20 protein-coding genes are annotated in these 24,596 nt (G+C 68.4%); 3 read left to right on the top strand and 17 right to left on the bottom strand.

Annotation, left to right across the window (positions count from 1 at the left end):
• Window positions 1-112 precede the first annotated feature (112 nt).
• From WME89_RS11545 to WME89_RS11475, 15 genes are all read right to left on the bottom strand, one after another.
• Window positions 113-1,675: an acyl-CoA carboxylase subunit beta gene (locus WME89_RS11545; RefSeq protein ID WP_438011921.1), complete on the bottom strand. Its 1,563-nt coding sequence runs from the start codon at window positions 1,673-1,675 to the stop codon at window positions 113-115.
• 158 nt (window positions 1,676-1,833) lie between these two features.
• Window positions 1,834-2,622, bottom strand: coding sequence for an enoyl-CoA hydratase/isomerase family protein (locus tag WME89_RS11540; protein ID WP_438009241.1), 789 nt, complete (start codon window positions 2,620-2,622; stop codon window positions 1,834-1,836).
• Complete coding sequence (locus WME89_RS11535) at window positions 2,619-3,557, bottom strand: 3-keto-5-aminohexanoate cleavage protein (protein ID WP_438009240.1); 939 nt, start codon at window positions 3,555-3,557, stop codon at window positions 2,619-2,621. The genes WME89_RS11540 and WME89_RS11535 overlap by 4 nt, the downstream gene beginning before the upstream one ends.
• 17 nt (window positions 3,558-3,574) lie before the next feature.
• Complete coding sequence (locus WME89_RS11530; RefSeq protein ID WP_437625194.1) at window positions 3,575-4,069, bottom strand: MarR family winged helix-turn-helix transcriptional regulator; 495 nt, start codon at window positions 4,067-4,069, stop codon at window positions 3,575-3,577.
• A gap of 387 nt (window positions 4,070-4,456) precedes the next feature.
• Complete coding sequence (locus WME89_RS11525; protein ID WP_438009239.1) at window positions 4,457-5,827, bottom strand: STAS domain-containing protein; 1,371 nt, start codon at window positions 5,825-5,827, stop codon at window positions 4,457-4,459.
• Between the two features lie 33 nt (window positions 5,828-5,860).
• A complete protein-coding gene (locus WME89_RS11520) occupies window positions 5,861-6,271 on the bottom strand; it encodes a hypothetical protein (protein ID WP_020734190.1) in 411 nt (136 codons plus the stop codon).
• Window positions 6,272-6,305: 34 nt separating this feature from the next.
• The gene (locus WME89_RS11515) at window positions 6,306-6,797 is read right to left on the bottom strand and encodes an ATP-binding protein (RefSeq protein WP_233561296.1); all 492 of its coding nucleotides are present in this window, start codon (window positions 6,795-6,797) and stop codon (window positions 6,306-6,308) included.
• Window positions 6,797-7,786: a PP2C family protein-serine/threonine phosphatase gene (locus WME89_RS11510; RefSeq protein WP_438009238.1), complete on the bottom strand. Its 990-nt coding sequence runs from the start codon at window positions 7,784-7,786 to the stop codon at window positions 6,797-6,799. Before WME89_RS11510 ends, WME89_RS11515 begins: the two co-directional genes overlap by 1 nt.
• Window positions 7,787-7,834: 48 nt before the next feature.
• Entirely contained in the window at window positions 7,835-8,701 is an 867-nt protein-coding gene (locus WME89_RS11505) for a slr1658 superfamily regulator (RefSeq protein ID WP_437679591.1), read from the bottom strand.
• 75 nt (window positions 8,702-8,776) lie between these two features.
• On the bottom strand, window positions 8,777-11,173 hold the full coding sequence (locus WME89_RS11500; protein ID WP_438009237.1) for a SpoIIE family protein phosphatase: 2,397 nt from the start codon (window positions 11,171-11,173) through the stop codon (window positions 8,777-8,779).
• A complete protein-coding gene (locus WME89_RS11495) occupies window positions 11,170-12,456 on the bottom strand; it encodes a methyltransferase domain-containing protein (protein ID WP_438009236.1) in 1,287 nt (428 codons plus the stop codon). The genes WME89_RS11500 and WME89_RS11495 overlap by 4 nt, the downstream gene beginning before the upstream one ends.
• A 17-nt stretch (window positions 12,457-12,473) precedes the next feature.
• Window positions 12,474-13,040: a hypothetical protein gene (locus WME89_RS11490; RefSeq protein ID WP_437511874.1), complete on the bottom strand. Its 567-nt coding sequence runs from the start codon at window positions 13,038-13,040 to the stop codon at window positions 12,474-12,476.
• 1,350 nt (window positions 13,041-14,390) lie between these two features.
• Window positions 14,391-15,590: a tetratricopeptide repeat protein gene (locus tag WME89_RS11485; RefSeq protein ID WP_438009235.1), complete on the bottom strand. Its 1,200-nt coding sequence runs from the start codon at window positions 15,588-15,590 to the stop codon at window positions 14,391-14,393.
• On the bottom strand, window positions 15,587-17,149 hold the full coding sequence (locus WME89_RS11480) for a SpoVR family protein (protein WP_437652180.1): 1,563 nt from the start codon (window positions 17,147-17,149) through the stop codon (window positions 15,587-15,589). Before WME89_RS11480 ends, WME89_RS11485 begins: the two co-directional genes overlap by 4 nt.
• A gap of 6 nt (window positions 17,150-17,155) precedes the next feature.
• Window positions 17,156-18,265 (bottom strand): DUF444 family protein, encoded by a 1,110-nt coding sequence (locus tag WME89_RS11475; RefSeq protein WP_437625185.1) that lies wholly within the window; start codon window positions 18,263-18,265, stop codon window positions 17,156-17,158.
• A 130-nt stretch (window positions 18,266-18,395) separates the two neighbouring features.
• On the opposite strand from WME89_RS11475, the gene WME89_RS11470 reads away from it, so the two are divergent.
• From WME89_RS11470 to WME89_RS11460, 3 genes are all read left to right on the top strand, one after another.
• Window positions 18,396-19,655, top strand: a complete 1,260-nt coding sequence (locus tag WME89_RS11470) for a hypothetical protein (RefSeq protein WP_438009234.1) — start codon at window positions 18,396-18,398, stop codon at window positions 19,653-19,655.
• A 32-nt stretch (window positions 19,656-19,687) separates the two neighbouring features.
• A complete protein-coding gene (locus tag WME89_RS11465; protein WP_438009233.1) occupies window positions 19,688-20,671 on the top strand; it encodes a hypothetical protein in 984 nt (327 codons plus the stop codon).
• Between the two features lie 198 nt (window positions 20,672-20,869).
• Window positions 20,870-21,478 carry a hypothetical protein gene (locus WME89_RS11460; protein WP_438009232.1) on the top strand — a complete coding sequence of 203 codons (609 nt, stop codon included), beginning with the start codon at window positions 20,870-20,872 and terminating at the stop codon, window positions 21,476-21,478.
• A 424-nt stretch (window positions 21,479-21,902) separates the two neighbouring features.
• Here WME89_RS11460 and WME89_RS11455 read toward each other — a convergent pair whose 3' ends face one another.
• The gene (locus tag WME89_RS11455; RefSeq protein ID WP_438009231.1) at window positions 21,903-22,166 is read right to left on the bottom strand and encodes a hypothetical protein; all 264 of its coding nucleotides are present in this window, start codon (window positions 22,164-22,166) and stop codon (window positions 21,903-21,905) included.
• Window positions 22,167-22,827: 661 nt separating this feature from the next.
• Window positions 22,828-24,282, bottom strand: a complete 1,455-nt coding sequence (locus tag WME89_RS11450; RefSeq protein WP_438009230.1) for a carboxypeptidase-like regulatory domain-containing protein — start codon at window positions 24,280-24,282, stop codon at window positions 22,828-22,830.
• Window positions 24,283-24,596: the final 314 nt, after the last annotated feature.

Genomic DNA, 24,596 nt, shown 5'->3' with positions numbered 1-24,596 from the left:
CTCGCGCCGTCGTCGCCCGTCCTCGCCCTGGGCTTCCACAGCGTCGTGCTCGGAGCACGGCGACGTCGATGAGGCATCACCGCCCTCTCCTCACGGAGCGGCACATCCCGTCCTAGACCGGGATGATCCCCCGCTTCTTCTCCGGCCGTTCCACCCGCTTCTTCCGCGCGAGCTCGAGCCCCCACGCGATCACCCTGCGCGTGTCCCGCGGATCGATGACATCGTCGATGAGCCCCCACCCGGCGACCTTCATCACGTCGATGTTCTTCTGGATCATGTCCACGATCCCCTGCTTCACCTCCGCCGTCGGCGGCGCGTCCCCGAACATCTTCTTCGCCGCGATCCCGAGCATCCCCTCCGGCCCCATCACGCTGATCTCCGCGGTCGGCCAGCCGACGATGAGGTCCGGCTCGTACGCGCGCCCGCACATCACGTAATACCCGGCCCCGTACGCCTTCCGCACGACCACCGTGATCTTGGGCACCGTGGCCGCGGCCATCACGTGCAGCATCTTCGCCCCGTGGCGGATGATCCCCTCGTGCTCGACCTTCGAGCCGATCATGAACCCTGGCACGTCCTGCAGGAACACGAGCGGGATGTTGAACGCGTCGCAGATCTGCATGAACCGCGCGGCCTTGTCGGAGGCGTCCACGTCGAGGATGCCCCCCATGTGGCTCGGCTGGTTCGCCACGACGCCGACCGGCTGGCCGCCGATGCGCGCGAGGCACGTGATGATCGAGCGCGCCCACCGCGGCTTCAGGTCGAGCCGCTCCCCGTGATCGACGATCGCGTCGATCAGCTTCAGCATGTCGTAGGCGCTCCGCGGGCTCTCCGGCAGGAGGTCGAGCAGCGACTCCTCCCGCCGCTCGACCGGATCGGTGACCGGCAGCCGCGGCGGATCGTCATCGCAGCTCGACGGGAAGAACGACAGGTACCGCTTCACCGCCGCGATGCACTCCGCGTCGCTCGCGTACTCCGCGTCGCCGACGCCGCTCTTCGTCGCGTGCACCTTGCTGCCGCCGAGCTCCTGCTCGGAGATGTCCTCGCCCGTCATCGCGCGCACGAGCGGAGGGCCGCCGAGCGCCAGCGAGCCGACGCCCTTGACCATCGGCACGAAATCCGCGAGCCCCGGGATGTACGCGGTCCCCGCGGCGCCCGGCCCCACCATCGCGGCGACCTGCGGCACCACGCCGCTCATGTGTACCTGCTCGCGGAACAGGTGCCCCGACCCTGCGAACAGCGAGATGCTGTCCGGGTGCATCGAGCCGGGATCGATGCGCGCCCCGCCCGAGTCGATGAACCACACCATCGGCCAGCGGCCGCGGAGCGCCATCTGCCGCAGCCGGGTCACCTTCTCCTCGCCCGTGTGCCCGATGCTGCCGCCCTTCACGGTGAAGTCGTACGCCGCCGCGCACACCATCCGCCCGTCGACCTTGCCGAACGCGCACACCACTGCGTCGGCTGGCGGCCGGTCCTTCCCCTCAGCCCCGGCCGCGAGCCCCATCTGCGTGCCGTGCATCCCGACCTCGAAGTGCACGCCGTCATCGAAGAACGCCGCGAGCCGCTCCCGCGCCGTCATCTTCCCGCGGGCGTGCTGCTTCGCCACCCGCTCCTCTCCGCCCATCCGCCGCACCTGCTCCCGGCGGGCCTCGAGGTCCTTCACGAGCTCTCGCATGTTCACGGGCCACCTCATCCTGCGCGCCTCGCCGCCGCCGCGCGCCTCGCCTCCGTGGCGCGCGGCGGCGAGCGGCGCGCCCTCAACCGAGAGCCAGCGAGCGCCGCGGACTGCGGCGCCCTCCCGTCCCCCGCAAAGCTCTCACGCGCCCCGCTCGCCTACTTGCCCGACCAGCGGGGCTGCCGCTTCTCGAGGAAGGCCATGAGCCCCTCGCGCGCGTCGTCCGTCGCCAGGCAGCCGGCGAGCCGCTCGCGCAGCAGCGGCAGCGCCGACTCGAGGTCGAGATCGTCCTGCGCCGCGAACGCCTCCAGCCCGAGCCGCACCGCGATCGGGCTCTTGCCCGCGATGGTCGAGGTCACCTCTCCGACGGCGGCGTCGAGCGCGTCCGGCTCCACCGCCTTGTTGAGCAGGCCGCACTGCACGGCCTCGTCGGCGTCGAGGCGCTGCCCGAGGAGCATCATCTCCAGCAGCTTGCGGCGGCTCACGTGCCGCTGCAGCACCGCCATGATCATCATCGGGAACAGGCCCACGTTGATCTCTGGCGTCCCGAGCTTCGCGCCGCGGGCGCCGATGGCGAAGTGCGACGCCGCGACGAGCCCGAGCCCGCCGCCCAGCGCGTGCCCGTTCACCCGCGCCACGACCGGCTTGCTCGAGTTCGCGAGGGCGAGCAGCAGGTCCGCGTAGTCGCCCTTCGCCTCCGGCTCCGGCGCCCCCTCTGCGGCGCCCGACATCTGCGCGAAGTCGCCGCCCGCGCAGAACGCGTCGCCCGCGCCGGTCAGCACCACGCAGCGCACCGCCTCGTCCGCCGCGCCGGCCTCGAGCGCGTGGAGCAGCTCGCCCACCATCACCGGCCCGATCGCGTTCTTGCGCCACGGGTTGTTCAGCGTGAGCCGGAGGACGCCTCCCCCGGACGCGGCCTGGACGACCGTGTACGCGCGCGCCGTCACGAGGCCGCCCCTCCCGCCGCGGCGGGCGCGTCGTCCCCTCGCAGCCCCAGGATCTGCCGCGCTTCCTCGACCGTCGCCGGCCTGCGCCCGACGTCGCGCACCATGCGCGCGGCCACCTCGCACAGCTCGCCGTTGCTGCGCGCCATCTCGCCGTTCGGCAGGTAGAAGTGGTCCTCGAGCCCGCACCGCACGTTGCCCCCGAGCACGAGCGCCGCGGCCAGCATGCGCCACTGCCCGTGGCTGATCCCGATCACCTCCCACTCCGAGCCTGGCGGCATGATCCGGGTCTGGAGCTGGAGCGACTCCACGTGCCCTGGGATGCCGCCGAGCACGTTGACGATGAACGAGAACTGCAGCGGCGGCTTGAGGAGCCCCATGTCGATGAGCGGCCACACGCCCTGGGTGTGCCCTGTGTCGAAGCACTCGAGCTCGGGCTTCACCGCGGCCTCGTTCATGGCGGCCAGGAGCTTTCCGATCTTCGCGTACGTGTTGGGAAACACCATGTCGAAGTCGAAGCTCTTCCGGGCCCGCGAGTACTTCGAGTAGTTCATCGTGCCCATGTTGAGGGCGGCGATCTCCGGGCGGCTCTCGCGGATGTACGTGCACTGCTCGCTGACGTCCTCGAGGATGGTGCCCGTCGAGAAGTTCAGGATCACCGGGCAGCGCCGGCGCACCTCTTCCTTGATCGTCGCGAAGACGGCGGGCGAGAACGTCGGCGAGCCGTCGTCGTTGCGCGCGTGGATGTGCACCGCCGCCGCCCCTGCCTCGTAGGCTCGCCGCGCCTCCTCGGCGATCTCGACCGGCGTGTACGGGATCGCGGGGCACTGCTTGCGGCTGGCGAGCACGCCTGACAGCGCGCAGGTCACGACGCAGATATCGGGATCTCGCCCGTCTGGATTCCTCGGTTCCCCGGTGAACGTCGGCTTCTCTCTCATCGCCCCTGCCTCCCTTTTCACGTCCCGTCGCCGTCGCTCTTCTTCGGCCCGCCCTGCCCTACCCGCGAGACCACTTGCCGCTGCAGCTTCGTCAGGATCCGGAGCAGGTCGCGCAGGTCGGTCGAGCTCAGGCTGAGCAGCGCGCTCCGGAAGATCTCCATCGGCTCGACCTGGATCTCGCGGGCGAGCCGCGCCCCCTTCTCGCTGAGCCGGATGTGCACGACGCGCCGATCGGCCTTCGAGCGCTCGCGCCGCACGAGCCCTTCTCGTTCCATCCGGTCGACGATCCCGGTCACCGTGCTGTTCTGCGCCCGGATCCGCTCCGAGAGCGTGGACAGGGAGAGGTCCTGAAAGGACTCGAGCAGCTTGAGGATGGTGAGCTGTGGTCCGGTGAGGCCGAACCCGCTCGCCATGCCCTTCGTGAGCCGGCGCGACTCTGTGTAGAGATAGATGATCATCTCCACGATCGCGTCGATCTCCGGCCTCTCCGGCGGCGGCAGGGTTGCAGTCACGATGCTTCGTGTACGAAATATTCGCTCCCGAAGGTCGCGTCAAGCTCCGCCGCATTTATACCGTGTGGACGCACTCAACCGCCGAGCGGCCCCGTTTCCCGCTCACCCCACGTCTGACTGACCGTCAGGCCCCCGGAGAGGGAGCTCGTCGCGCGGCGTGGGGACGGGCTGGCGCTCGACCTCTCACCGCCCCTCGACTGACCGTCAGGCCCCCGGAGAGGGAGCTCGTCGCGCGGCGCGGGGACGGGCTGATGTTTGAGCGCAATCGACGCCCTGTGTCCGGCGTGCGCAGCACGACGGGCACAGGGCGTCCCACGCGAGTTCTGCCCGTCCCCGCGCCGCGCGACGAGCTCCCTCTCCGGGGGCCGCCCAGCTCGGACCCCCGCCCTACCCCTGCTTATGCCGCTGCTTCCCCCGCCGCCCGTCCGCCCGGATCTCCCGGATGCACCACCGCAGCGCCTCCTGGAGGTCTCGGTGCACCTGCACTGACGAGAGATCGATCCCGAGGGACGACGCCGTCTGCGCCACCTGAGGCTGGACTCCCGCCACCACCCCCTGTGCCCCGAGCAGCTCGATCGTCTGCAGCATGCTGATGAGGTGCTGCGCCGTCGTCGAGTCGACCTGTTCGACCCCGGTCACCTCGACGATCGCGTACCGCGACTTCGTCTCGACGATCGTGTGCAGCAGCTTCTCCGTGATCTCGGTCGCCCGGTGTCGATCGATGCTCCCCACGAGCGGCAGCACGAGCACGCTGTTCCAGACCTGGATGATCGGCGTCGACAGCGTCTCGATCGCGGACTCCTGCCGCTCGATCACCGCGCGCAGCGACTCCTGCTGCTCGACCACCGCGCGCAGCGACTCCTCGGCGCGCATGCGCTCCAGCGTGATCGCGAACATCTCGCCGACGACCTGGAGCAGCGCCCGGACGCTCTTGTCCCAGACGCGCTTCGAGCGCACCGCGTCGATGCCCACCACGCCCACGAGCCGGCCCGCGTACGCCGCCGGCATCCGCACGAGCGACGCGATCCCGCGCTCCGTGAAGGCTGCCCGCTCGCTCGCGGCCTCCTCGGGCAGGTCGGCCACGCGCGGCACGTCGCACACCTCGAGGCGGAACAGCTTCTCGACGAGCCAGGGGTACACGTCCCTCGAGACGGCCGCCCGCTCCTCGAGCAGCGACGGGATCCCCTCAGCGCACCACTCGTGCGTGTTCAGGAACCGCCGACCGTCCTCCGAGAGCAGGAACAGGCTCGTCCTGTCGGCCCGCAGCGCCTTGCCGAGCTCCGCGAGCGCCGACCGAAAGCCCCGGTCGATGTCCGCGAGCTTCACGTTGATGAAGTGGGACGAGATCGACGCGACGAGCATCTTCGTCTCGATCCGCTGCATCAGCGCCCGCTCCACGCGCTTCTGCTTCCCCACGTTGCGCGCCCAGGCGTAGATGAGCCCCTCGCCCGGCACCGAGAGCATCGACCACGACAGCCACACGTAGAGGCCGCTCCTGCTCCTGCAGCGGTTCTCCAGCCCGAGCGTGATGGGCCCCTGCCGGAGCCGGTCCATCTGCTCCCGGGTCGCGGCGAGGTCGTCCGGATGCACGAAGTCGAGGAGATCTCGGCCGATCAGATCCTCGCTCCCCAGGCCGAGCGTGCTCTCCCAGGCGCCGCTCACGCGCAGGAACGACCCGTCGATCCGCAGAACGCAGAGCGGATCGGGGCATACAGCGAAGAACCTCTCCACGTCCGCTTGGTTCGCAGGTGCGCCCATGGCCGATCGTCTTCAGCAGCCCACACCCCACGGCTAAGGCTCTTTGACGTCCTCGAACGTCGTCCGCGCGGCCACGTGCTCCTCGTTCAGGTTGAGCAGGATCGGCAGGGTCTCGTGCTGCCAGTCGTCGTCGAGGATCCGCCGCACGGTCACCCGACCGGGCACCAGGTTGTACACGGCGTCCACGATGTCCATGATGACGTAGAAGCCGTTCGAGTTGCAGAACCGCATCTTCACGAAGTCCATCACGGTCGACGTGATCGGATGCTGCGGCAGGACTCGCGCCAGCTCGTCGAGGTAGCTGGACAGGTACCGGTACGGGTTGTCGATCCGGATAGCGCCCTCGAAGGTCAGGACGAGGCGGTTGTCGTCATCGAGCCGGGCGACCGACTGAAAGACGCTCAGCCCGCCATCCGTGATTTCTCCATAGCTGAGAGCCTTCATACGCGACCTTTCGTGGAAAACATACGCAGCCTTTTCAAGGGAAAGTAGCCTGGACGACGAGGATTCCATCGACGTACTGCGTCGAGAGATGGAATTTGTTCTCTGCAGTCAGCCGAATGAGGCCGAGGCCGCCCCTGCGCCGGTCGTTGCGCCGCTCGCGCACCGTCCTGGCGAAGAGCTCCCTCGGGTCCTCCGCGGCGAAGATCTCGTCGAATACCGCCTTGACGGTTCGGTACTCTTCCGGCGTAACGCGGTTCGAAACCTTGATGAGTAGCCGGTCCGGGTCGATGCTCAGGTCGAGCCGGACTTCGCTTTCGCGCTCTGTCCCGTGCTGGATCACGTTGGTGACCAGCTCGGTGACCACCACGTTGACCTTCTGGCAGATCCGTCTGGGATAGAACCTTACCAGCAGCGCATCCAAAAAGTTCGCAAGCAGGCCGGCCACGTCGCCCGTGATGTGATCGATCGGAGATATGTATATCGATGCACCGACCGACGTCTGCGAATGATTCTTCTCGGGCTTCATCAGGCGCACCTTCGCAGGATGATCAGTGTGATGTCGTCGGCGTCCGCCACTCGGAACCGCGTGTAGTCCTCGATGCACCGGTCGAGGATCACCTGCACCGGCTCCTCGCTGTGCTTGACGACGATTTCGTTGAGACGTTGCACGGAATATATCTCCCCGCTCGCGTCCTGCGCCTCGAACATCCCGTCTGTGTACAAGGCGAGGACGTCATCCTCCTCGAACGGCAGCTCGAACTCGTGAAACGGCTTGATGCGAAGACCGATGAAGTTGCTCACCCGATTGAACGAGCGAGGCGTGCCTCGACGGACCAGGAGTCCGTAGCCTCCGCCCGACACGTAGCGGAGGAATCGGTCCGTAAACATGACGAAGTTCACCGTCGCGTACCGGCGGACTTCCCGGAGGAACGAGTAGGCGCTCCGGTTCACCCAGTCCACGATCGCCCCCGGGCTGTCGAGCCGTTTGGTGGCGTGGGCGAACTGGGCTTTCAGAAACGCCATGATGAGCGCCGACGATACTCCGTGACCCGATATATCGTAAACCCCGATCGCGTGACGCTCGCCGGGAAGGTAGAAGAAGTCGTAGTAATCCCCTCCCACCTGCGCGAGCTGCTTGTGGAAGATGGCCATGTCGAACGCCGAGGCGATGGGGCCGGTCGCCTCTGGGAGCAGCGCGCGCTGCACCTGCCGCGCCACCGCCAGGTCGTCGTCGATGGCCCGGTTGTACCCTTCCAGCTCGTTCTCGATGCTGGTCGCGTGCTCCAGGATCGCCTCGTGCACCAGGGAGAGATCGTCGAAGTCGAGCTTCAGCTTATCGACGTACTCCAGGAGCGCGTTGCAGCGCTCCATGAAGTCTGTGAAGTTCCCCTCGTCGCGTAGCAGCGTGTTCCACGCCTGCCGCTCCTTCACGATGGCCCTGATGGCATCCAGATTGTTCTGCTTCTGTATGAAGCCTCTGGAGTGCATCGAGCTGAGGTCCTTGGGTGCAGTCATGGATCGACCTGGACGCGATTCGGGTTGGACGGACGCTCCCATCCGCTCTCAATCACAGAGTATCATCTCGAAGTTCTGGTTGAACTTCTTGAGGTTGGGCAGCGACTTGCCCTGCCACGGGATGGACTTCGACCCGCGGACGATCAGCTGGAGCTCGCCCTTCTTCCGGGTGGCGATCGCGAACTTGTAGAGGACGTTGATCCCCGAGCTGTTCAGGAAGTTCAGCGCCCTGACGTCGAGCGTGATGGTGGGAGGATTCGTGGCCAGGACCTTGTCGAGCAGCTCCTCGATGGGGGCGTACTCGGTGGTGCCGCCAAGACGAAGGATGCCTTCCAGGTACACCACCACCTCGGAGGGATCGTACCAAACCCGGTAGTTACCACCTTTGATTTCCATTCTCGACCTTTCGTTCAAAATAGGAATCCTGGCCATCGTCTTGATGCTGAAGCTGTTGACCGAGATCGGGTCGAGCTTCCATCCAAGACTGACACCATAATCGTTCATGATGATGAGATAGCCGAGCCCCGAGCCGGCGTTCTCCGCGTCCTCGGCGTTGGCCTCCGCCTGCCGCCGCAGGAGCTCCCCAGGGTCCTCCTGCGTGAGCTCGAGGAGCTTCTCGCGGAGCGAGGGGACAGCGGCGTTCGTGATCTGGTTGCTGACGAGGCACACCAGGTCCTCACGCCCGATGCCGACGGTCACGGTGATATCACCGTGCTGATTGAACTTGACGGCGTTCTCGACCAGCTCGTTCAGGACGTACCCGATGGCGCCTGAGACTTCGTCGCGGCTGATGAGCCTGTCTTCCCCGTCGATCTCCGGGAAGAGCTCGCCGAAGTACTCGGCCATGAAATTCGCCGTCAGGTTACAAAGGCTCCATCTCACCGCGAACGAGTCGGGGTACAACGTCAGCGACATATGCTCGCTGAACGAATCGTCTAAAGAGTAGACGCCGATGATTTCGCTCATGGTAATGCCCAGTCTCCCCCTTGCTCATACCCTCTTAATGACAAGTACCGTAATGTCATCATGGATCTTGTTGTAGCCAACGTGCGCCAAGACGTCCTCGATGATAGCGTCCTTGATCTCCTTGGAGTTTCTCTCGTGGTTCCGCGAGATCACCTGACACAGCCGGTCGATGCCGTACTGCTCCTCTGAAGAGTCCTCTGCCTCGGTGATGCCGTCGCTGAAGAGCGTCACCACGTCCCCGGCCTCCAGCGCCACCTCGATGCTGCCGATGAAATCGCTGATGTCCAGATCGATGCCGATCGGCAACCCGAGCCCCATGGTCTCGACGCGCTCGAGGGTCCCGTCCTTCCGGACGATGATCAGGTCCTCGTGCTGGCCCGTGAGCTGGAGCTTGCCGTCGCTGTAGTCGAGCAGGGTCAAGGACAGGTTCTTGTCCGAGCGGATGCGCTGGATGTTCTGGTAGATGACCTTGTTGACGATGCTCAGGAATTTCTTCGGATCCTTCTCGTTCGCCGCGAGCAGCGTCCGGACGGCCGTCTGGACCATCAGCATCAGAACGCCGCTCTCCAGCCCGTGGCCGGTGACGTCGTCGATGCCGATCTTGACGAGCCCGTCGCTCCGCAGCACGTCGTAGTAGTCCCCGCCGACCTCGTCGGCCGGGGCCATGTAGCCGGCGATGTCGAGGCCCGGGATCTCCTGGAGCTCGCTCGGCGCCGGGAGCACCATCAGCTGGAGCTGGCGCGCGACGTTCAGCTCGGCGCCGAGGCGGATGTTCTCCTGCGCGAGCTTCGCGTTCAGCTCGCTGATCTCCTCGTTCGCCTTCTCGAGCGCCCGCGTCCGTTCGCCGACGAGCTCCTCGAGGTTGTTCGTGTAGGCCTCGATCTCGCTCGCCATCTCGTTGAAGGCGACGCCGAGCTGCCCGATCTCGTCCGCGGAGTTCACCTCGATGCGGACCCCGTAGTCGCCCTCCCGCATCCGCGTGGCGCCGGACGACAGCGCGACCAGCGTGCCCGTCATCCGGCGCGACACGAGGTAGACGCCGACCATGAGCACGAGGAGCGACGCGATCGTCGCCACCACCTGCTGCGTGACGATGCTCGTCCGGCTCTGCTCGATCGCGCTCTGGGCCGCGACGAGCGACGCATAGAGCTCCTTCTTCGGCACGACGAACGCGAGCGTCCAGTTCTCGCGGGCGATGTCCGCGCCCGGCCCCTTCCACCCGTTCACGCCCGCGAGCTGCTGCAGCGCGATGATGTGGGACTCGCCGCCGATGCTGATCTCGTGGTAGTCGATGCTCTCGTTCTGCGGCAGCGACAGCGCGGCCACGGCGGGCTCCGAGCTGTCCCTGAGGTGCCGCTGGAGGGCGGCGACGCCCTCGGACTTCTGCCCCTGCCCGGAGGCCGACCGGAGGCGGAGCACGCCCGCGCCGGCCTCGTTGATGGCGAGCACGTTGCCGTCCGACTGCACGAGGAACGCGAAGCCCGACTGGGCGAGCCGCACGTCCTTGATCGACTCGATGAGCTGCCCGAGGGTCAGGTCGAGCGCGGTGGCGCCGGCGAACGCGGTGCGCTCCTTGTTCCACAGCGGGTGGAACGCGGTGATGACCATGCCGCCGCCCGCCGAGTCCTCGTACGGCGCGAGCACGGTGATCGTGGACTTGAGCTTCTTCAGCTGCTCGGGGTCGTTGATCCACTTCCCCCAGCTCTCGACGAGGTTCGGGAAGAAGAAGTCGTACCAGTTCTTCTCGTTGTGGCCCGGGTACAGCTTGTCGAAGCTCGACCCCATGTCGGCCCAGGGCGCGACGCGCACGTAGGGCGCCGTGTGGGGGCCAACGTAATAGACCTGCAGCTTGTCGGAGCCGTACTTCTTGAACGCCGGCAGGACGAGGTTGAGCAGCGAGGTGTCGTTGACCGAGCCCTGCACCTCGGGCAAGAGCGCGCCCTTGTTGCCCAGGTAGCCCCAGACGGCCACGCCGGTGGGCTCATCAGGCCGGTTCTGGTACCAGTTCCCCTCCGGGTTGTAGACCAGGTCGTCGTGGAAGAACGGCAGCGAGGCCGCCTTCTCGAAGAGCGGCTTCAGCTCATCTCCGCGGTCGATCATCGTCTGGGCGATGCCCGACAGGATCTCGAGGTCCGCGTAGGCCTGGCCGAGCACGAAGTTCGTGTGCTGCGCCTTGTCGGCCAGGTGGTTCGTGAGATATTCGCGGTTGGCCGCGTTCAGGCCCGACTCGATCTCGTACGCGGACTTCCCGCTCAGCGTGTGCATGCCCTGGCGGGCGATGACGACGTTCAGCAGCGCGCCGATCAGCACGCTGAAGCCCGTCACGAGCAGGAATTTCGTGTTGAACTTCTTGAATCTCGCGAACACGCCGGACAGCTCGGGGCCCTTGCGCGGGTCCTGCGGAGATTGGACGTCGCTCACCGAAACTCTCCTGTTCCGGAACCGTTCTCAGCGCCGCCGCGCCCCTTCGTGCGCTGGGCTGAGCGATCGGTATCGTACTTGTCGATGAGCGGCTTGCGGCCCGAGCCGGCGTAGATCGGCCACGACGCGTACCCCTTCGGGCTGTAGATCGCGTTGATGTGCGCCTTCAGGCCGGTCGTGATGTCCTGGTGGATGTGGGGCTCGGCGCGCGCGGTCTCGGCGACGTTCGCGGTCGAGACCATCCAGCTCTCGACCACCTTCGCGAAGTCGCCCCGATCCGTGTTCATGTTGTCGATCGCGATGAGGCTCCCCTTCGTGTCCTCCAGCCCGGCCTCCTCGAGGATCTCCATCGTCCGCACGCCGATGTCGAAGTCCATACCGACCATGCGGCTCAGCTCGAGGAACCGGCTGTAGCCCATGCGGACCACGTCCTGCTCAGGGTAGCCGGTCGTGCATGACATCATCTCGTTGGTGATGTAGATCCGCCCCCCGGGCTTGCAGATGCGGACGAGCTCCTGCATGATCTGCTCGGGCATGTGGAAGACCTGGAGAGCCAGCCTGCATGACACGAAATCGAACGAGTTGTCGGGCAGGAGGAGGGCCGCCGCGTCGCCGTACTGGTACTCGACGTTGTCGAGCCTGAGGCTCTTCGCGACCGACTGGGCGTAGCGCAGGAACGCCCGGGAGTGGTCGATGCCGAGCACGTACTCCACCTTGAACTCGTCGCTGAGCCGGATACCGAAGTCGCCCAGCCCGCACCCGATGTCCGCGACCCGCATCTCCGGGAGCAGCCCGTGCTTGGAGATGATCGACCGCTCGTGCTCCCAGACGATCTTCTCCTGGGTGCGCAGCACCTTGAGGAAGTCCTCGTCCTCGATCACCTGCTGGATGGGGTAGAGCGACTTGTCGTAGATGACGACGGAGACGTTCGGATACAGCTGCTCTATCACCTGGAACTTGCGGATGGCCCAGGGGATGACGCTGGAGATGATGAGCTTTATCTTGAGGTTGGGGCGCGCGTCGACAGCCCAGCGTACGAACCTGTTGATCTCCAGGAACGCGATGCTGTTCATGTACTTGAGGCGCTTGAAGTCGAGACACAGCTCTGCTCTGGCGTTCTTCGCCGCCGCTTCGAGCGTCGCCCGGATGGCCTTCATGTGGTCGCCGATGAACGGCCGCAGCATCCCGGCGAAGGCGACCTGCTGGTCGTCCTCGTCGACGCGGATGCTGAAGCTGACAGACGAGCGCCACGACGAGATTTCCCCGGAAGACGAGGGGGGCACTACGGACTCGTAAGAAGCTACAGCGCACATGTCTCATCTACCTCAGTGAATGGAAACTCGATCGACAGGTTCAACAAGTTTCCATTCGTGGGTTTATCGATATTGAGCCTGGATCCGTAGACGACCGCCAGCTCGAGCAGCCCCAGCAAGCATATCTCCTCCTGCGTCGCGTCGTGCTCGAGCCGCTCGCGATACCAGCCCATCGGATCCGGCTGATTGACGAGCTCGGCTGCATGCGTGTAGAACTGGAGGCTCTCGTCGTTGACGGGGACCTCCGCCTGAACCACGATGCGGTCCTGCTGGCGCTGGAAGGTGAGAGTGATGTCGCCTATACGCTCGTGGTTGCGGTAGATTGCCTCGATGAGCTCGTTGAAGAACGTAGAGAGCAGAGTCGCGTAACGCTCGGCGTCCCCTTCGTTTGCGCTCGCAAACCTGGCAAGATAGTTTGCGAGTTGATGGCAATGGCTCCAACGCTTGCTGAAACCGGATGCGGAGAAGTTCGCTGAGATGATCATTCCGGTTAGATTGGCAACCGGGGCCGGTCGCAGCGTCGGAGCCGTGTCGGCCTGCTTGGAAACGGACATCAGAGCCTCGACGATTGGGTCACAGGAGAGCCATAGGGAGACTACCCGGATCGAGGGCGCCCCGTCGAGTGGAACGCGCGGCCTCCTGCACGTTTCCCCCAACCTTGTTGCCGGCCGTACCGGGCCGAGCACAGCACCCCGGGCACCTCTCATGCCACGTTGCAGAGGATGGCTGTAACATGAATGACACTGGAAAAAAACACTACATGGACTTTCATGTATGCGCTTGTGTTCAGGCATCGGCCCGGGCCGGGGCGCGGCGGGCGGTGGGGCCAAGGATCCTCTGCATAATCCAGGGCATCCGAGCCGCGCGGCACCCCGGGCGCCTCCGGCGCGCGGCACGGTCAGTTTTCCAGAGCCCCCCCTCCTGACCTGCTGCTCAGGGTGTAATTCACATCACACCGTTGCCCCTGCCGTGGCGTCGGCGGTACGATCCCCCGCGCCGCCGCGCCCGGGAGCAAGGGATTATGAGCGACGAGGAAGAGTCGGGGCGGGCTCGCGTCTGTCAATCATTTCTCGTGACCGGACGCAAGGCGTGAATCCGCACTCCCGCTCCGGTGTGTAGTCGCGGACGGACGCGTGTTCGCGCCGCCTCACCGGCGGTCAGCGCAGCTGCGTTCGCTCGAAATTAGCAAGCAAGTACAATGGGTTGCTCGGTCGATCAGCGGTGGCGTCGCCGCTCGGGACGCGCGGGCTCCCGCGCGCTGGACGTGTCCGCTGCTCCGCAGGCGCTCGCCCCCTTGGTCACCTCTGCTCGCCGCGCCGGCCCACTCGATGGGTGAGCGGGCGACGCCGATACGCATGCTCCATCTCTCCGTCGTCGAGCGCGCCCAGGCGCCACGGGAGGATCGCGGCCGCGAGGCGCCGCTGCCGCGACGCTCCGCGGTGCGCGCCGGCGCCGGGCCTGACCGGCGGGGCGCCCGCCTGGACGCCGCCTGCCAGCGCGCTCGGCCGCCAGCGAGCGTGCCCTCGGCCGCCAGCGGCCTTGCCCTCGGCCGCTGTATCGAGCGGACCGGGCCGCGCGCGGCCCCCGCGAGCCGCGGTGTGCGCAGGCGTCGTGTAGGGCAGGGGACTGCGCCGATCGAGGCGCGTCTCCAGGCCTCACGAACCGCTGGAGTCGGCCCCGCGAGATCGTGCTTGACACGCAACCTCGGCGTGCGCTGGGCTCGCCGGCGACTCCGGCCGCGGCGCCGCCCGGCGATGGCTCGAGTCGTCGCGCGCCAGCGAGAGGCCTCGTGCCCTGCGCAGGGCTCGGCGACCTGCGTTGGCCCGCGGGGCTGCGCGCGGGCGGCCGCGCGCCGCGTGGCTGGCTGCGGCGCGCGCGGTCAGCGCGGCTGTTTCACGCCGGCTTCACGGCGGCGCGGCGCCGCGCCGCTCGATCGCGTCGAGCTCGTCCATCACCGCCTTCACGCGCGGATCGGTGGGGTCGACGGCGCGCGCCTTCTCGTAGGCTGCGCGCGCGTCCTTGAGCTGGCCCGACTGCGCCAGCGCGTTGCCCAGGTTGATCCAGGCGCTGCCGAGCCGGTCATCGAGCTTCAGCGCCTCGCGGTAGAGCGCGATCGCCTTCTGCAGGTCGCCGCGGAGGTGGTGCGCATAGCCGAGGTTCGAGCGGTACGTGGCGCGCGTCGGGTCGCGCGCCACGGCCGCCTCGAGGTACGGGACCGCGCGCGCAGGATCGTTCGCGGCGAGCAGCGCCGTCCCGAGATCGTTTTGCAGGCGCGCGTCGGCCGGCGAGAGCTTCGCGGCGCGCTCGTACGCGCGGATCGCGTCGGCGGTCCTCCCCGCGGCGAGCAGCGCTGTCCCGAGGTTCGCCTGCCGCTCGGCGTCGCCGGGCGCGAGCTCCGCCGAGCGCGCGAGCTCGCGGACGGCGTCCTGCAGGTCGCCGAGCGCGAGGTGCGCGACGCCGAGCGCGGACCGGGCCTCGGCGTCGCTCGGGGCGAGCTCGGCGGCCCGCGCGAGCTCGCCGAGCGCCGCGTCGGCGCGGCCGAGGACGAGGTGCGCGCGGCCGAGCTCGAGGTGCGCGGGCGCGTAGCCCGGATCGAGCTTCACCGCGCGCTTCAGCTCCGGGATCGCGGCGAGAAGCGTCCTGTCCCCCGGAGCTCCGTTGTACTCCGCCGACACGCCGGCCCTCGCGATCGCCGCGCGCTGGGTGCCCACGATCGCCGCGGCGTCCCTCCTGTCGAGCAGCGCGGCCGCGCGATAGGCCCTCTCCGCGGCGGCGAAATCTCCTGTCGCGTACGCGGCGTCGCCCTCCTCGAGCTTCCTGTCCGCCGCCGTGCCGGTCCCGCGCGCGACGCGCGGAGGCGGGCTCGCCGCGGCGGCCTCGCTCGTGGACGGCGCGTCGAGCGGGACGCCCGAGCCGGCCTGCGCCTCCGGCGCTGCCGCAGCGCCGCCGGTGGGGGGCGGGGCAGCGCCGGACGCGGCGCTCGGCGCGGCGGTCGCCGCGGGCCGCGGATCGAGCGGGGCAGACGGCGGGGGCGCCGGCGCGGCCGCGCAGCCGGCGAGCGCGAACACGAGCGCGAGCCGCCCGATCGATCCGCTGGAGCTCACAATTTGTACGGGGTCATCGCGTGCTCCTTGCCGTCGTACCGGAGCAGCACAGGCTTGTTATCCATCCTCGTCGCGACGCCGACCGGGCGCTTCCAGCACCGCACGAGCGCGACGAGCGTCTCGCGCGCGTAGTCCGCGCGCAGGTCGAAGCCGCCGTGCACGTGCTCGAGCAGGAGCTCTCCGCGGTTGCCGTAGTTGGCGTCGACCACGCGGATGTAGGGATCGCCGAAGTTCGTGAGCTGGAAGAGGAGCTTCTCCTTCACCTCCTTGAACTCGCGGCTCTCGATCTCGAACCTGTCGTTCCGCCCGGAGAAGCCGAACGTGTACATCTTCTGATCGATGATGAACTCCGGCGTGAGGAACTCGTCGATGAAGGTCACGTCGTTGTAGAGCGCGCGCACCTGGAAGATCTTCTCGCGGCCGAGGCCGAGCCGCATGTCCCAGGTGCGCTTCGCGTCGAGGTCGGTGCACTCCTCCCACTCGCGGCCGAAGCGGCCCTTGTTCCACCGGTCCTCGATGTAGCGGTAGAGCTCCACGCCGACCTTGTACGGGTTGAAGCGCCCCGGCGCGGTCGCCATGACACCGGCGTTGTTCTCGGCGTAGTCGATGATCTCCGACGCATCGAGGACCTTCTCGGTCATCATCTTCGAGTGCCAGTACGAGGCCCAGCCCTCGTTCATGATCTTCGTCTGCCGCTGGGGCACGAAGTAGTAGGTCTCCTCGCGGATGATCTCGAGCACGTCGCGCTCCCACCGGTCGAGCGGCGCGTGATCGAGCAGGAACTTGAGCACGTCCCGCTCGGGGCGCTCCGGCACCTTGCGCTCCGGCTTCCTCTGCTCCTGCCGCTTCTTGCGCTGCGCCTCGAGGATCTCCTCCGGGTTGATGAAGGAATCCATGTATTCCTTCGCCCGGAGCTTGTAGGTGTCCATCGGCTCTTCCGTGGGCTCCTCCTCCTCCCTGGGCGCGGGGCGGCCGGTGAAGGGGGCCCATGGGTCGATCAGGTTCTCGAGCGACAGGCAGTGGTCGATGAACGCCTCGACCTTGTTGATGCCGTGGCGCTCGATGTGGCGCGCCACGCGCGCGCCGTGGTTCGCCATCTTGTCGATCCACTTGCGGTCGGGATCGTAGGCGTCGCTCCGGCGCACGGGGTCGACGATCGGGCCGCGGTGGTCGAGGTCGGTGGACCGGAAGCAGAAGTTGTTCTTGAAGAAGTCGACGTGCCCGAACACGTGCGCCATCACGAGCTTCTGGTCGGTCAGCGAGTTGCCCTCGAGCAGGTAGGCGTACGAGGGGTTGTTGTTGATGACCATCTCGTAGATCTTGGAGAGGCCATACTCGTAGCTCTTCGAGAGCTGCTCGTACTCCATGCCGAACCGCCAGTGCGGGTAGCGGCTCGGGAAGCCGCCGTACGCGGCGATCTCGTTCATCTGGTCGTACGTCAGCATCTCGAAGATGACCGGGAAGAAATCGAGCCCGTAGCCCTGGGCGATCTTCTCGATGCGCTCCTTCTCGGTGCGCAGGTAGCGGGGGAGCGCGGTGTTCAGCGCGAACTTGCTCATACCGCTCTACTTCCCCTTCCCCAGGAAATCTTTGATGCTGCCCACGATGGCGTCCTTGTCCCTGATCTCGCTGACCACGACCCGCTCGTCCTGAGAGAAGTGCTCTTTCAGGTCCTTGATGAACTGACCCGAGCCGTACGGGCTCTCGACCTGGCCGTAGGCGAACATGTTGACCCGCGGCAGGATCTGGGTCTTCAGCACGTCCACGCAGGAGAGCGTGTCGTCCATCGACCAGTTGTCGCCGTCCGAGAAGTGGAACGGGTAGATGTTCCACTCTGCCGGTGGGTAGTCGTTGTCGATGATCTGCGAGCAGAGCTTGTACGCGCTCGAGATCATCGTGCCGCCGGACTCGCGCGTGTGGAAGAACGTGTCCCGGTCGACCTCGCGGGCGATAGCGTCGTGGATGATGAAGCGCGACTCGAGGCCCTTGTACTGGCGGGTCAGCCACGCATCGAGCCAGAACGACTCGATGCGCACGATCTCCTTCTGCTCGTCGCCCATCGAGCCGGAGACGTCCATCATGTAGATGATGACCGCGTTCGCGACGGGCTCGGTGATCGTCTTCCAGGAGCGGTAGCGCTTGTCGTCCGGGATGGGGACGACGACCGGCGCCGTCGGGCGGAACGTCCCGCTCGAGATCATGCGCTTCAGCGCCTCGCGGTACGTCCGCTTGAAGTGGCGCAGCGACTCCGGGCCGACCCGGCGGATGCCCGAGTAGCGGTCGTGGGCGTTCGAGATCTTGCTCTTGCCCTTGTCCTGGATGTCCGGCAGCTCGAGCTCCTCGCCGAGGATGCTGGCGAGCTCCTCGAGCGTGACGTCGACCTCGAGGAGGTGGTCCCCCTCGCCGCTGCCCGCCTGCCCCTGCCCGGGCTGCTTGTCGTCCGAGCCCCCCACGGGATCGCCGGGGTTGCCGTCGCCCTGCCCTACGCCCCCGCGCTGCTTGTCGCCGAAGCGGAAGCGCGGGATGTCGATCTGCGGAATGGGAATCGAGACGAGGTCCTTCCCCTTTCGCCCGATGAGCTCGCCTTGCGAGATGTACTTGCGGAGGTTCTCGCGGATGCGGCCGCGAACGATCTGACGGAAGCGCCCGTGATCCTGGTCGATCTTCAACGACACGCTGGCGAGTGTAGCATCGGAAGCGGCCTCCGGTCCGCACGTTCGGCGGACCGCCGGGGCCAGCGCGTCGTCCCCTGCCCCACCATCACGCCCGCCCGTCGTGAACTGAGCCCATGGTAGCCTCCGGGACGTGCTTCCCCGCGCGGCGGCTCTCCTCCTTGTGTTCCTCGCGGTCCTCGCGGCCCCCCTCCTCGGCTGCGGCTCCCGCGAGCAGCTCGTCGGGCTGCCCGAGCTCGCGGGCGCGGGGGGCGCCCCGGACGCGCCTGTGTGCCGGGAGGACGGGCTCCCTTGCCAGAGCGCGGCGGACTGCTGCAGCGCCGCGTGCGCGCAGGGGATCTGCGGCGGCGGGAGCTGCGCGCGGGATGGGGCGCCGTGCGCCGCCTCGGGCGACTGCTGTACCGGCCTGTGCGCCGAGGGGATCTGCGGGCAGGGCTGCTTCCCCGACGGCGCGCCCTGCGAGGGCGGGGCGCAGTGCTGCGCCGGGGTCTGCGCGGGAGGGGCCTGCGGGGAGCGGTGCTCCCCCGACGGGAGCGCGTGCAGCTCCCCGGAGCAGTGCTGCTCGCTCAGCTGCGTGGACGGCGCGTGCGCCGCGGCCTGCATCCCGAACGGCGCTCTCTGCATCGGGGCCCCGTGCTGCAGCGGCATGTGCGTCAAGGGCATCTGCCTCGATCCGTGCGCGCCGGACGGCTCCGCCTGCAGCGCCGGCGCGGACTGCTGCGGCCAGCGCTGCAACGCGGGCGTCTGCGGCGGGTGCGGCCCCGACGGGGACGCCTGCGGCTCGGCCGACGCGTGCTGCTCCGGCGTCTGCGAGCAGGGCGTCTGCGGCGGCGTGACCTGCTCGCACGCGGTCTGCGCGAGCGGCGCGCCGCTCGCTGCAGGCTGCGGCGACTGCGCGGCGGAGATCTGCCGGTTCGACCCGCTCTGCTGCAGCGTCGCGTGGGACGAGGCCTGCGTCGGCGCGGTGCCCTTGCTCTGCGGGCTGACCTGCGGCGCGTGCGCCGAGGACGGCGACGCGTGCGCGTCCGGCGCGGAGTGCTGCAGCGGCGCGTGCGAGGACGGCGTCTGCCGGACCCCGTGCACCCCGAACGGCGGCGCCTGCGCGGCGGATCGGGAGTGCTGCGACGGGAGCTGCGAGAGCGGCGTCTGCGGCGGCCCCGCGTGCCCGTCCGACGGGACGGCGTGCGGCGGGTGCGTGGCCGAGAGCTGCTGCGGGGAGCTCAGCCAGTGCCTCGTCAGCCCCGCGTGCGCCGAGGACGTGGCGTGCTTCTTCGGCTGCCTCGACGAGGGGAACGGCCCCGCCGTCTGCGGGTTCGACTGCATCAACAGCCCGGAGACGGTCCAGCTGCTGCGCTGCGTGGGCAGGAGCTGCGGCGGCGGCACCTGCTTCTGACAGGGGAGCGAGGCGCGATCGTGCGAGGCTCGATGCACAAGGGATTGGCGCTGGCGTGGGGCGCGCTCGCGGCGGTCCTCATCGCGACCGCGGCGACGGCCGCCGGGGCCTCGCCGCCGCCGGCGCTGCCCGAGGGCTCGCCGCCGCGGGATCTCGCGGTCGTGGGCCTGCTCGTCGATCTCGAGAAGATGATCGAGGTGCAGCAGTCGCTCGGCTGGACGATCGATCGGTACGAGCTCGACGAGATCATGTCGCCGGCGCTGATGAGCGTGTGCTCGGCGACCCCGGAGACGCGCGCCGCCGCGCTCGCCGCGCTCGACAGGAAGATCGTCGAGCTCGGCGGCCCCGTGGAGGAGGCGTTCCAGCGCCGCGGGGGCGACCTGGTCGAGGTCGAGGGTCTCCTCTTCGCGACCCGGGTGCGCGCGCTCCTCGACGAGGCGATGCGCCGCGCGGGCGACACGCGCGGCGCGTCGACCGAGTGTCCGTTCTGGCTCCGCCCCTCGCCGGCCTTCCGCGGGCGCGAGACCGACGCCTACCGGACCACGCTCAACGTGGAAGGGGGCGGCATCGCGGTCCTCGAAGGAGCTGCAGGCCGGGTCCTCCCCGGCGCCGGCGGCTCGGGGCGGCTGCTCCTCGGCCGCGGGCTCGACGAGCGCTGGACGTTCCTGGCCGGGGGCGAGTTCGGCGGCACGGCGCAGTTCGAGCAGACGGAGACCAAGACCCGCTTCCCGATCAGCTTCACCGTCGCGCTGCCGATGGTGCTGCGGTACAACGCCCGCACCTGGCATTACGAAGGCGAGCTCGCGTCGCTCGCGTACTTCACCCAGGACGACCTCCGCGTGAGCCCAGGGCTGCGCGCCGGCGCGCTGGTCGGCGTCTCCGCCCTGCGGGTGCGCGGCGTCATGCCGTGGGCCGGCCTCGGGATCGCTGTCGAGCACGTGCTGGAGACCTACCGGCGACCTGCCCAGTGGAACCTCAAGACCGGCGTTCGCGTCGGCTTCGACTGGGATTTCTGAGCGATCCGGCGCGGGTCTGCCGAGTTGATCTGCCGCGCGCCTGACGCGCAATAGGCGCTTACGCCTGGGTGGGCTACAGCGGTTCCTGATTTCGATTCCGGTACTTCCCGCCGACTTTCCGACCGGGAAAGAGGGAACGCTGTGGCACCATGAGTCCACGAGCGAGCTCATGTCGAGAGAGCTCGGGGGGAGGGCTCAATGCCGAGAGGCGAGACAGCGAAGGATACGTCCAAGCAGAGGAAGCGGGTCGGGAGCGGCGAGCGCGAGCAGGCTGCGCCCGCGACGTCCCAGGGCGAGGCCGGTCGGACGGCTGCGGGCCGGCGGACCAGGGCTGCGGCCGGGGGCGCGAGGAAGACCGCGGGCCCGACCCGGGGGGCGACCCAGGCCAAGAAGGGAGCGCGCAAGGCAGGAGCAGGCGCTGCGGCGCGGCCGGGCACAGCGCGGAGCACCAAGGCGCCGGCGAAGAAGGCGGGCAGCACGGCGAGGAAGGCGGCCGCTGGGCAGACGAGCCGGCAGCGGAGCGCCGCCGCGAAGAAGGCGGCGACGACGAGGAAGCGGACCGCCGCCGGCGGGGCGGCGGGGCGCGGCCGGAGCACGACGGGGTCGACCGCCACGGCGGGGCGGAAGACGGCGCGCAAGGCGGGCGCGAAGCGGGCGGCGCCGCAGCGCGCGGGGGCGACGAAGCCGCGGGCGGCCGGCGGGCGCGCCGGGCGCGGTGGAGCGCAGCGGACGAGGGCGGCGCAGCCGGGCGCGCAGCGGGCGGGCCAGAAGCGCGCGACCGCCGGAAGGCGATCGGCGGCCAGCTGAGCCGCGGCGCCGGGCGCGCCGCTCGCCGCGGAGCGCCCACCTCGTTCATCCTTTCCCATCTCCCACCCCGGGGAGCTTCAGCCGTTCCCCGGCTGCCGGTCCTCCCGCGGGTGCCCACCTTCGGTGCAGCAGCCCGAGCTCCATCGCAGCAAGGCGGAGCGGCGCCAGGCGCCGGGGGCGCCCGTGCTGCTGCGGTGACGGCGAGCCAGCGCGGCGCGCGGCGCTCGTGCGAAGGAGCCTCCGTGCTTCAGGCGCCCTCGCGCCCCCGCTCTTCAGGGCGACGACCTGAGGAATCCTCTCAATTTGCAGCCAGTTTCAGCGGGGAAATTGAACAGGGAGGCGGGGAGACGGGGAGGATTTTGAAGATTTCCCTCCCCGTCTCCCCGCCTCCCTGTGAACTTTCCGAAGAATTCGAGGGGATGCCTCAGGGCGACGACGGCAAGGGCTCGCCGACCATGAGGATCACCCACGTGGCGGTCAGAAAGTGGTACGACGTCCCTCCGAGGCCCGCGGCCGTGGACCGCGCGCGCCGCGCGCAGAGCGGGCAGCCCGCGTCGCCGCGCCGGCCGACCAGGTACCGGCGCGAGGACTGCGGAGGTGGCGCAGGACCGATCTGGACTTCATCGCCCTCCATCACTCCGCACATCCCCTCCATCCTGCTCTGCAGCGGAAGCGCCTCCGTGCGCATGGTGCCCTGCAACGCTCCGGGCGGCCGGAGCGCACGCCCGTCCTCCCGAGGCCAGCGCTCGAGAGCCCGACATACGGCCGCTGACGTAAGGGAATGCTGGACCATCGTAGGCATGCTCCTTCGGACGAGCCGAGAGCCAACGACCCAGGCGCCGCACTGCGGCCTGGGTCCATCCTAGCAGGATCCCCGCACCACGCATGGATGACATTCCGTATCCGCGTGGTGCTTCCCACCGCGACAGCCTCCTGTCTTTGCTGTCGTTTTTCCTTGTCCTTTTCTCTACTTCCTCTGCTCAACCGATGTTGGCCGAGGCGCGCCGGAGCAGAGTGGCAGGTGCGTTGGCACCGTGAATTTGCAGCCGAAGGAGAGCAATGGCGAGAGCCAACGTTCCGCGGCTCACGTGCCCCTCGCGGCCTGGCGCGGCGGAGCGCAGCGGGACCTTCCGTAGATCATTTACGCCAATCCCGAGGCGCCCCGGCCGTCCCGCGGCGCGAGCGAGGGGACTTGCCGTGCGGCCTGTCCCCGGGCACCGCCTCCAGGGCAACTCGGGAAGAAGATGACTGCGTTCAGGAGAACACTGATGCTCGTCGCGCTGCCGCGACACGGCCCCGGAGCTGGCGCACCGGCGCCAGCTGCCGGGGGCCGCGACGCCCGCGGGGCGTCACTGCGGGACGGGGGTCGGGATCGGCGGCGGCTCGTCGTCGGGCACGATGCAGGACGACAGGTCGAACAGCATGAAGAGCAGCGCTTTCTCCTGAGCGGTCAGCTCCGCCGTGGAGCAGCCCTCCGGGAAGGCCGGGCCGGTGACGTCCCCCGCCGAGACATGGATGTCCGTGAACACGAGGCGGCCGCACTGCTGGTCTTCCTCGACGTCGATGGGCGTGTTGAACGTGAAATACTGGATCCCGGCCGGCTCGGGCTGATCGTAATAGATCCACCGGGTCGAGATCTCGTCGTTCACGTCGTTCACCGTGTGCTGTGCGCCGTTGATCACGATCTGGCCGTGCACGTCCGACGCCCCGACGTTGACGAGCCAGTCCGCCAGGGCCTGCCCCTTCGGACGCGTGGTGTCCACGAGCGCCGTGAGCGGGCTCTCCGGGTCCTCGTTGAAGTTGTCCCAGACCGCCGTGTCCGGGAACGGCGCCGGCCCGCGCTTCAGCCAGACGTTGTGCCAGTGAGACGCGAACACGCGCCCGCCGAGCGAGGTGTAATCGAACATCGCCTGACGCGCGGTCTCTGGCTTGTCCTCGGCGTGGGGGTCGCCCTCGCAGGCCAGGATCACCATGTCGTACTGGCGAAGGCTGTCCACGGTCCCCCAGAGGCTCGTGGCCGGCGTGAACTCCACGCCTTGATTCAGGCCGTCCGAGTACCGCGTGGTGACGGGGTGCCCCGCGTCGCCGCGGCCCGCAAACAGGTTGATCCGGCCGGTCCCGGTCTCCGGCGTGAACTCGCTCTCCGAGATCCCGAGCTTGCGCAGCAAGCACTCGAGCGGATCGGCGCCGCCCGTCGTCAGGGCGATCTTCGGGATGTGCCCCTCCTCCTGATTGCGCGGCAGCCGGATGGTCCCGGCGTCCGTCGCGGTGTCCTTGCACTTCTCGACCGCCGGGAGGACGACCTCGCGCCGCCACTTGCCCACCTGGATCACGAGCGGGATGTCCTCGCCGACCGGCACGTCCTCCAGGACGAAGCTTCCCTTGGTGTCGGTCAGCGCCGTCACGATCGGCTTGCCCGAGAGCGTCGCGCTGCACTGGTCGCAGGTCGCGCCGTCCGTGATCGGATCGAGCGGCGCATTCGGGACGTAGACAATCGCGTTATAGAGGGGCAGCTTGCCCGAGGGGTCGTAGACCGTGCCGCTCACGGTGGTCTTCGCCCCGTTCTCGCACTGGACCTGCTGGCACTCGAGGCCCTGGCACGCCCCTTCGCCGCCCGCGCCGCCGCTCCCGACGTTCGCCAGGATGCCGCCGCCGCCAGCGAAGATGCCGCCTGTTCCGTTTCCGCCGCTGCCGCTGCCGCTGCCGCCAGGCCCAGCGCCGCCGGACGCCGGGGGCGCCGTGCCCCCCGTATCGCCGCAGGAGCAGCCAGCGATCATGCCTGGCGCCACAGCGATCGCCGCCATCAAGACTCCCGCCTTGCCCGACCAAGTCAACATTTCGAGCCTCCCGGACGACGCGGGCAAAGGTGCCCTGCTGCCGCCCAGTCTCTATCGTAGGACAGAGCGTAGAAATCGGGAAGTATGTCCGACAAAGAGCAGGAACGGAGCGATGATGAAATAGGGCCTGACCTGATACCCGTGACTACCGCCTCCGCGCAGGATACGCGCGCTCCGGCGCCCGACAGCCCGCATAGCGGATCTCCGCGCCTGCGACATGGTATGCGGCACGATCACACAGGGATGGACGCGTCGACGATGCGTGAGGGAGGAGTCGAGCG

This window comes from Sorangium sp. So ce321 (genome assembly GCF_051530195.1).
GTDB lineage: Bacteria > Myxococcota_A > Polyangia > Polyangiales > Polyangiaceae > Sorangium.
Note: the sequence above shows the minus strand (reverse complement) of the source record. Positions and strands in the feature narration are given on the sequence as shown.

What these genes read in the sequence shown, in the direction of transcription:
- WME89_RS11545 (WP_438011921.1), bottom strand. Translation starts at nt 1,675, where the DNA reads ATGCGAGAGCTCGTGAAGGACCTCGAGGCCCGCCGGGAGCAGGTGCGG.
- WME89_RS11535 (WP_438009240.1), bottom strand. Translation starts at nt 3,557, where the DNA reads ATGAGAGAGAAGCCGACGTTCACCGGGGAACCGAGGAATCCAGACGGG.
- WME89_RS11525 (WP_438009239.1), bottom strand. Translation starts at nt 5,827, where the DNA reads ATGGGCGCACCTGCGAACCAAGCGGACGTGGAGAGGTTCTTCGCTGTA.
- WME89_RS11520 (WP_020734190.1), bottom strand. Translation starts at nt 6,271, where the DNA reads ATGAAGGCTCTCAGCTATGGAGAAATCACGGATGGCGGGCTGAGCGTC.
- WME89_RS11515 (WP_233561296.1), bottom strand. Translation starts at nt 6,797, where the DNA reads ATGAAGCCCGAGAAGAATCATTCGCAGACGTCGGTCGGTGCATCGATA.
- WME89_RS11510 (WP_438009238.1), bottom strand. Translation starts at nt 7,786, where the DNA reads ATGACTGCACCCAAGGACCTCAGCTCGATGCACTCCAGAGGCTTCATA.
- WME89_RS11505 (WP_437679591.1), bottom strand. Translation starts at nt 8,701, where the DNA reads ATGTCGCTGACGTTGTACCCCGACTCGTTCGCGGTGAGATGGAGCCTT.
- WME89_RS11490 (WP_437511874.1), bottom strand. Translation starts at nt 13,040, where the DNA reads ATGTCCGTTTCCAAGCAGGCCGACACGGCTCCGACGCTGCGACCGGCC.
- WME89_RS11480 (WP_437652180.1), bottom strand. Translation starts at nt 17,149, where the DNA reads ATGAGCAAGTTCGCGCTGAACACCGCGCTCCCCCGCTACCTGCGCACC.
- WME89_RS11465 (WP_438009233.1), top strand. Translation starts at nt 19,688, where the DNA reads ATGCACAAGGGATTGGCGCTGGCGTGGGGCGCGCTCGCGGCGGTCCTC.
- WME89_RS11460 (WP_438009232.1), top strand. Translation starts at nt 20,870, where the DNA reads ATGCCGAGAGGCGAGACAGCGAAGGATACGTCCAAGCAGAGGAAGCGG.
- WME89_RS11455 (WP_438009231.1), bottom strand. Translation starts at nt 22,166, where the DNA reads ATGCGCACGGAGGCGCTTCCGCTGCAGAGCAGGATGGAGGGGATGTGC.
- WME89_RS11450 (WP_438009230.1), bottom strand. Translation starts at nt 24,282, where the DNA reads ATGGCGGCGATCGCTGTGGCGCCAGGCATGATCGCTGGCTGCTCCTGC.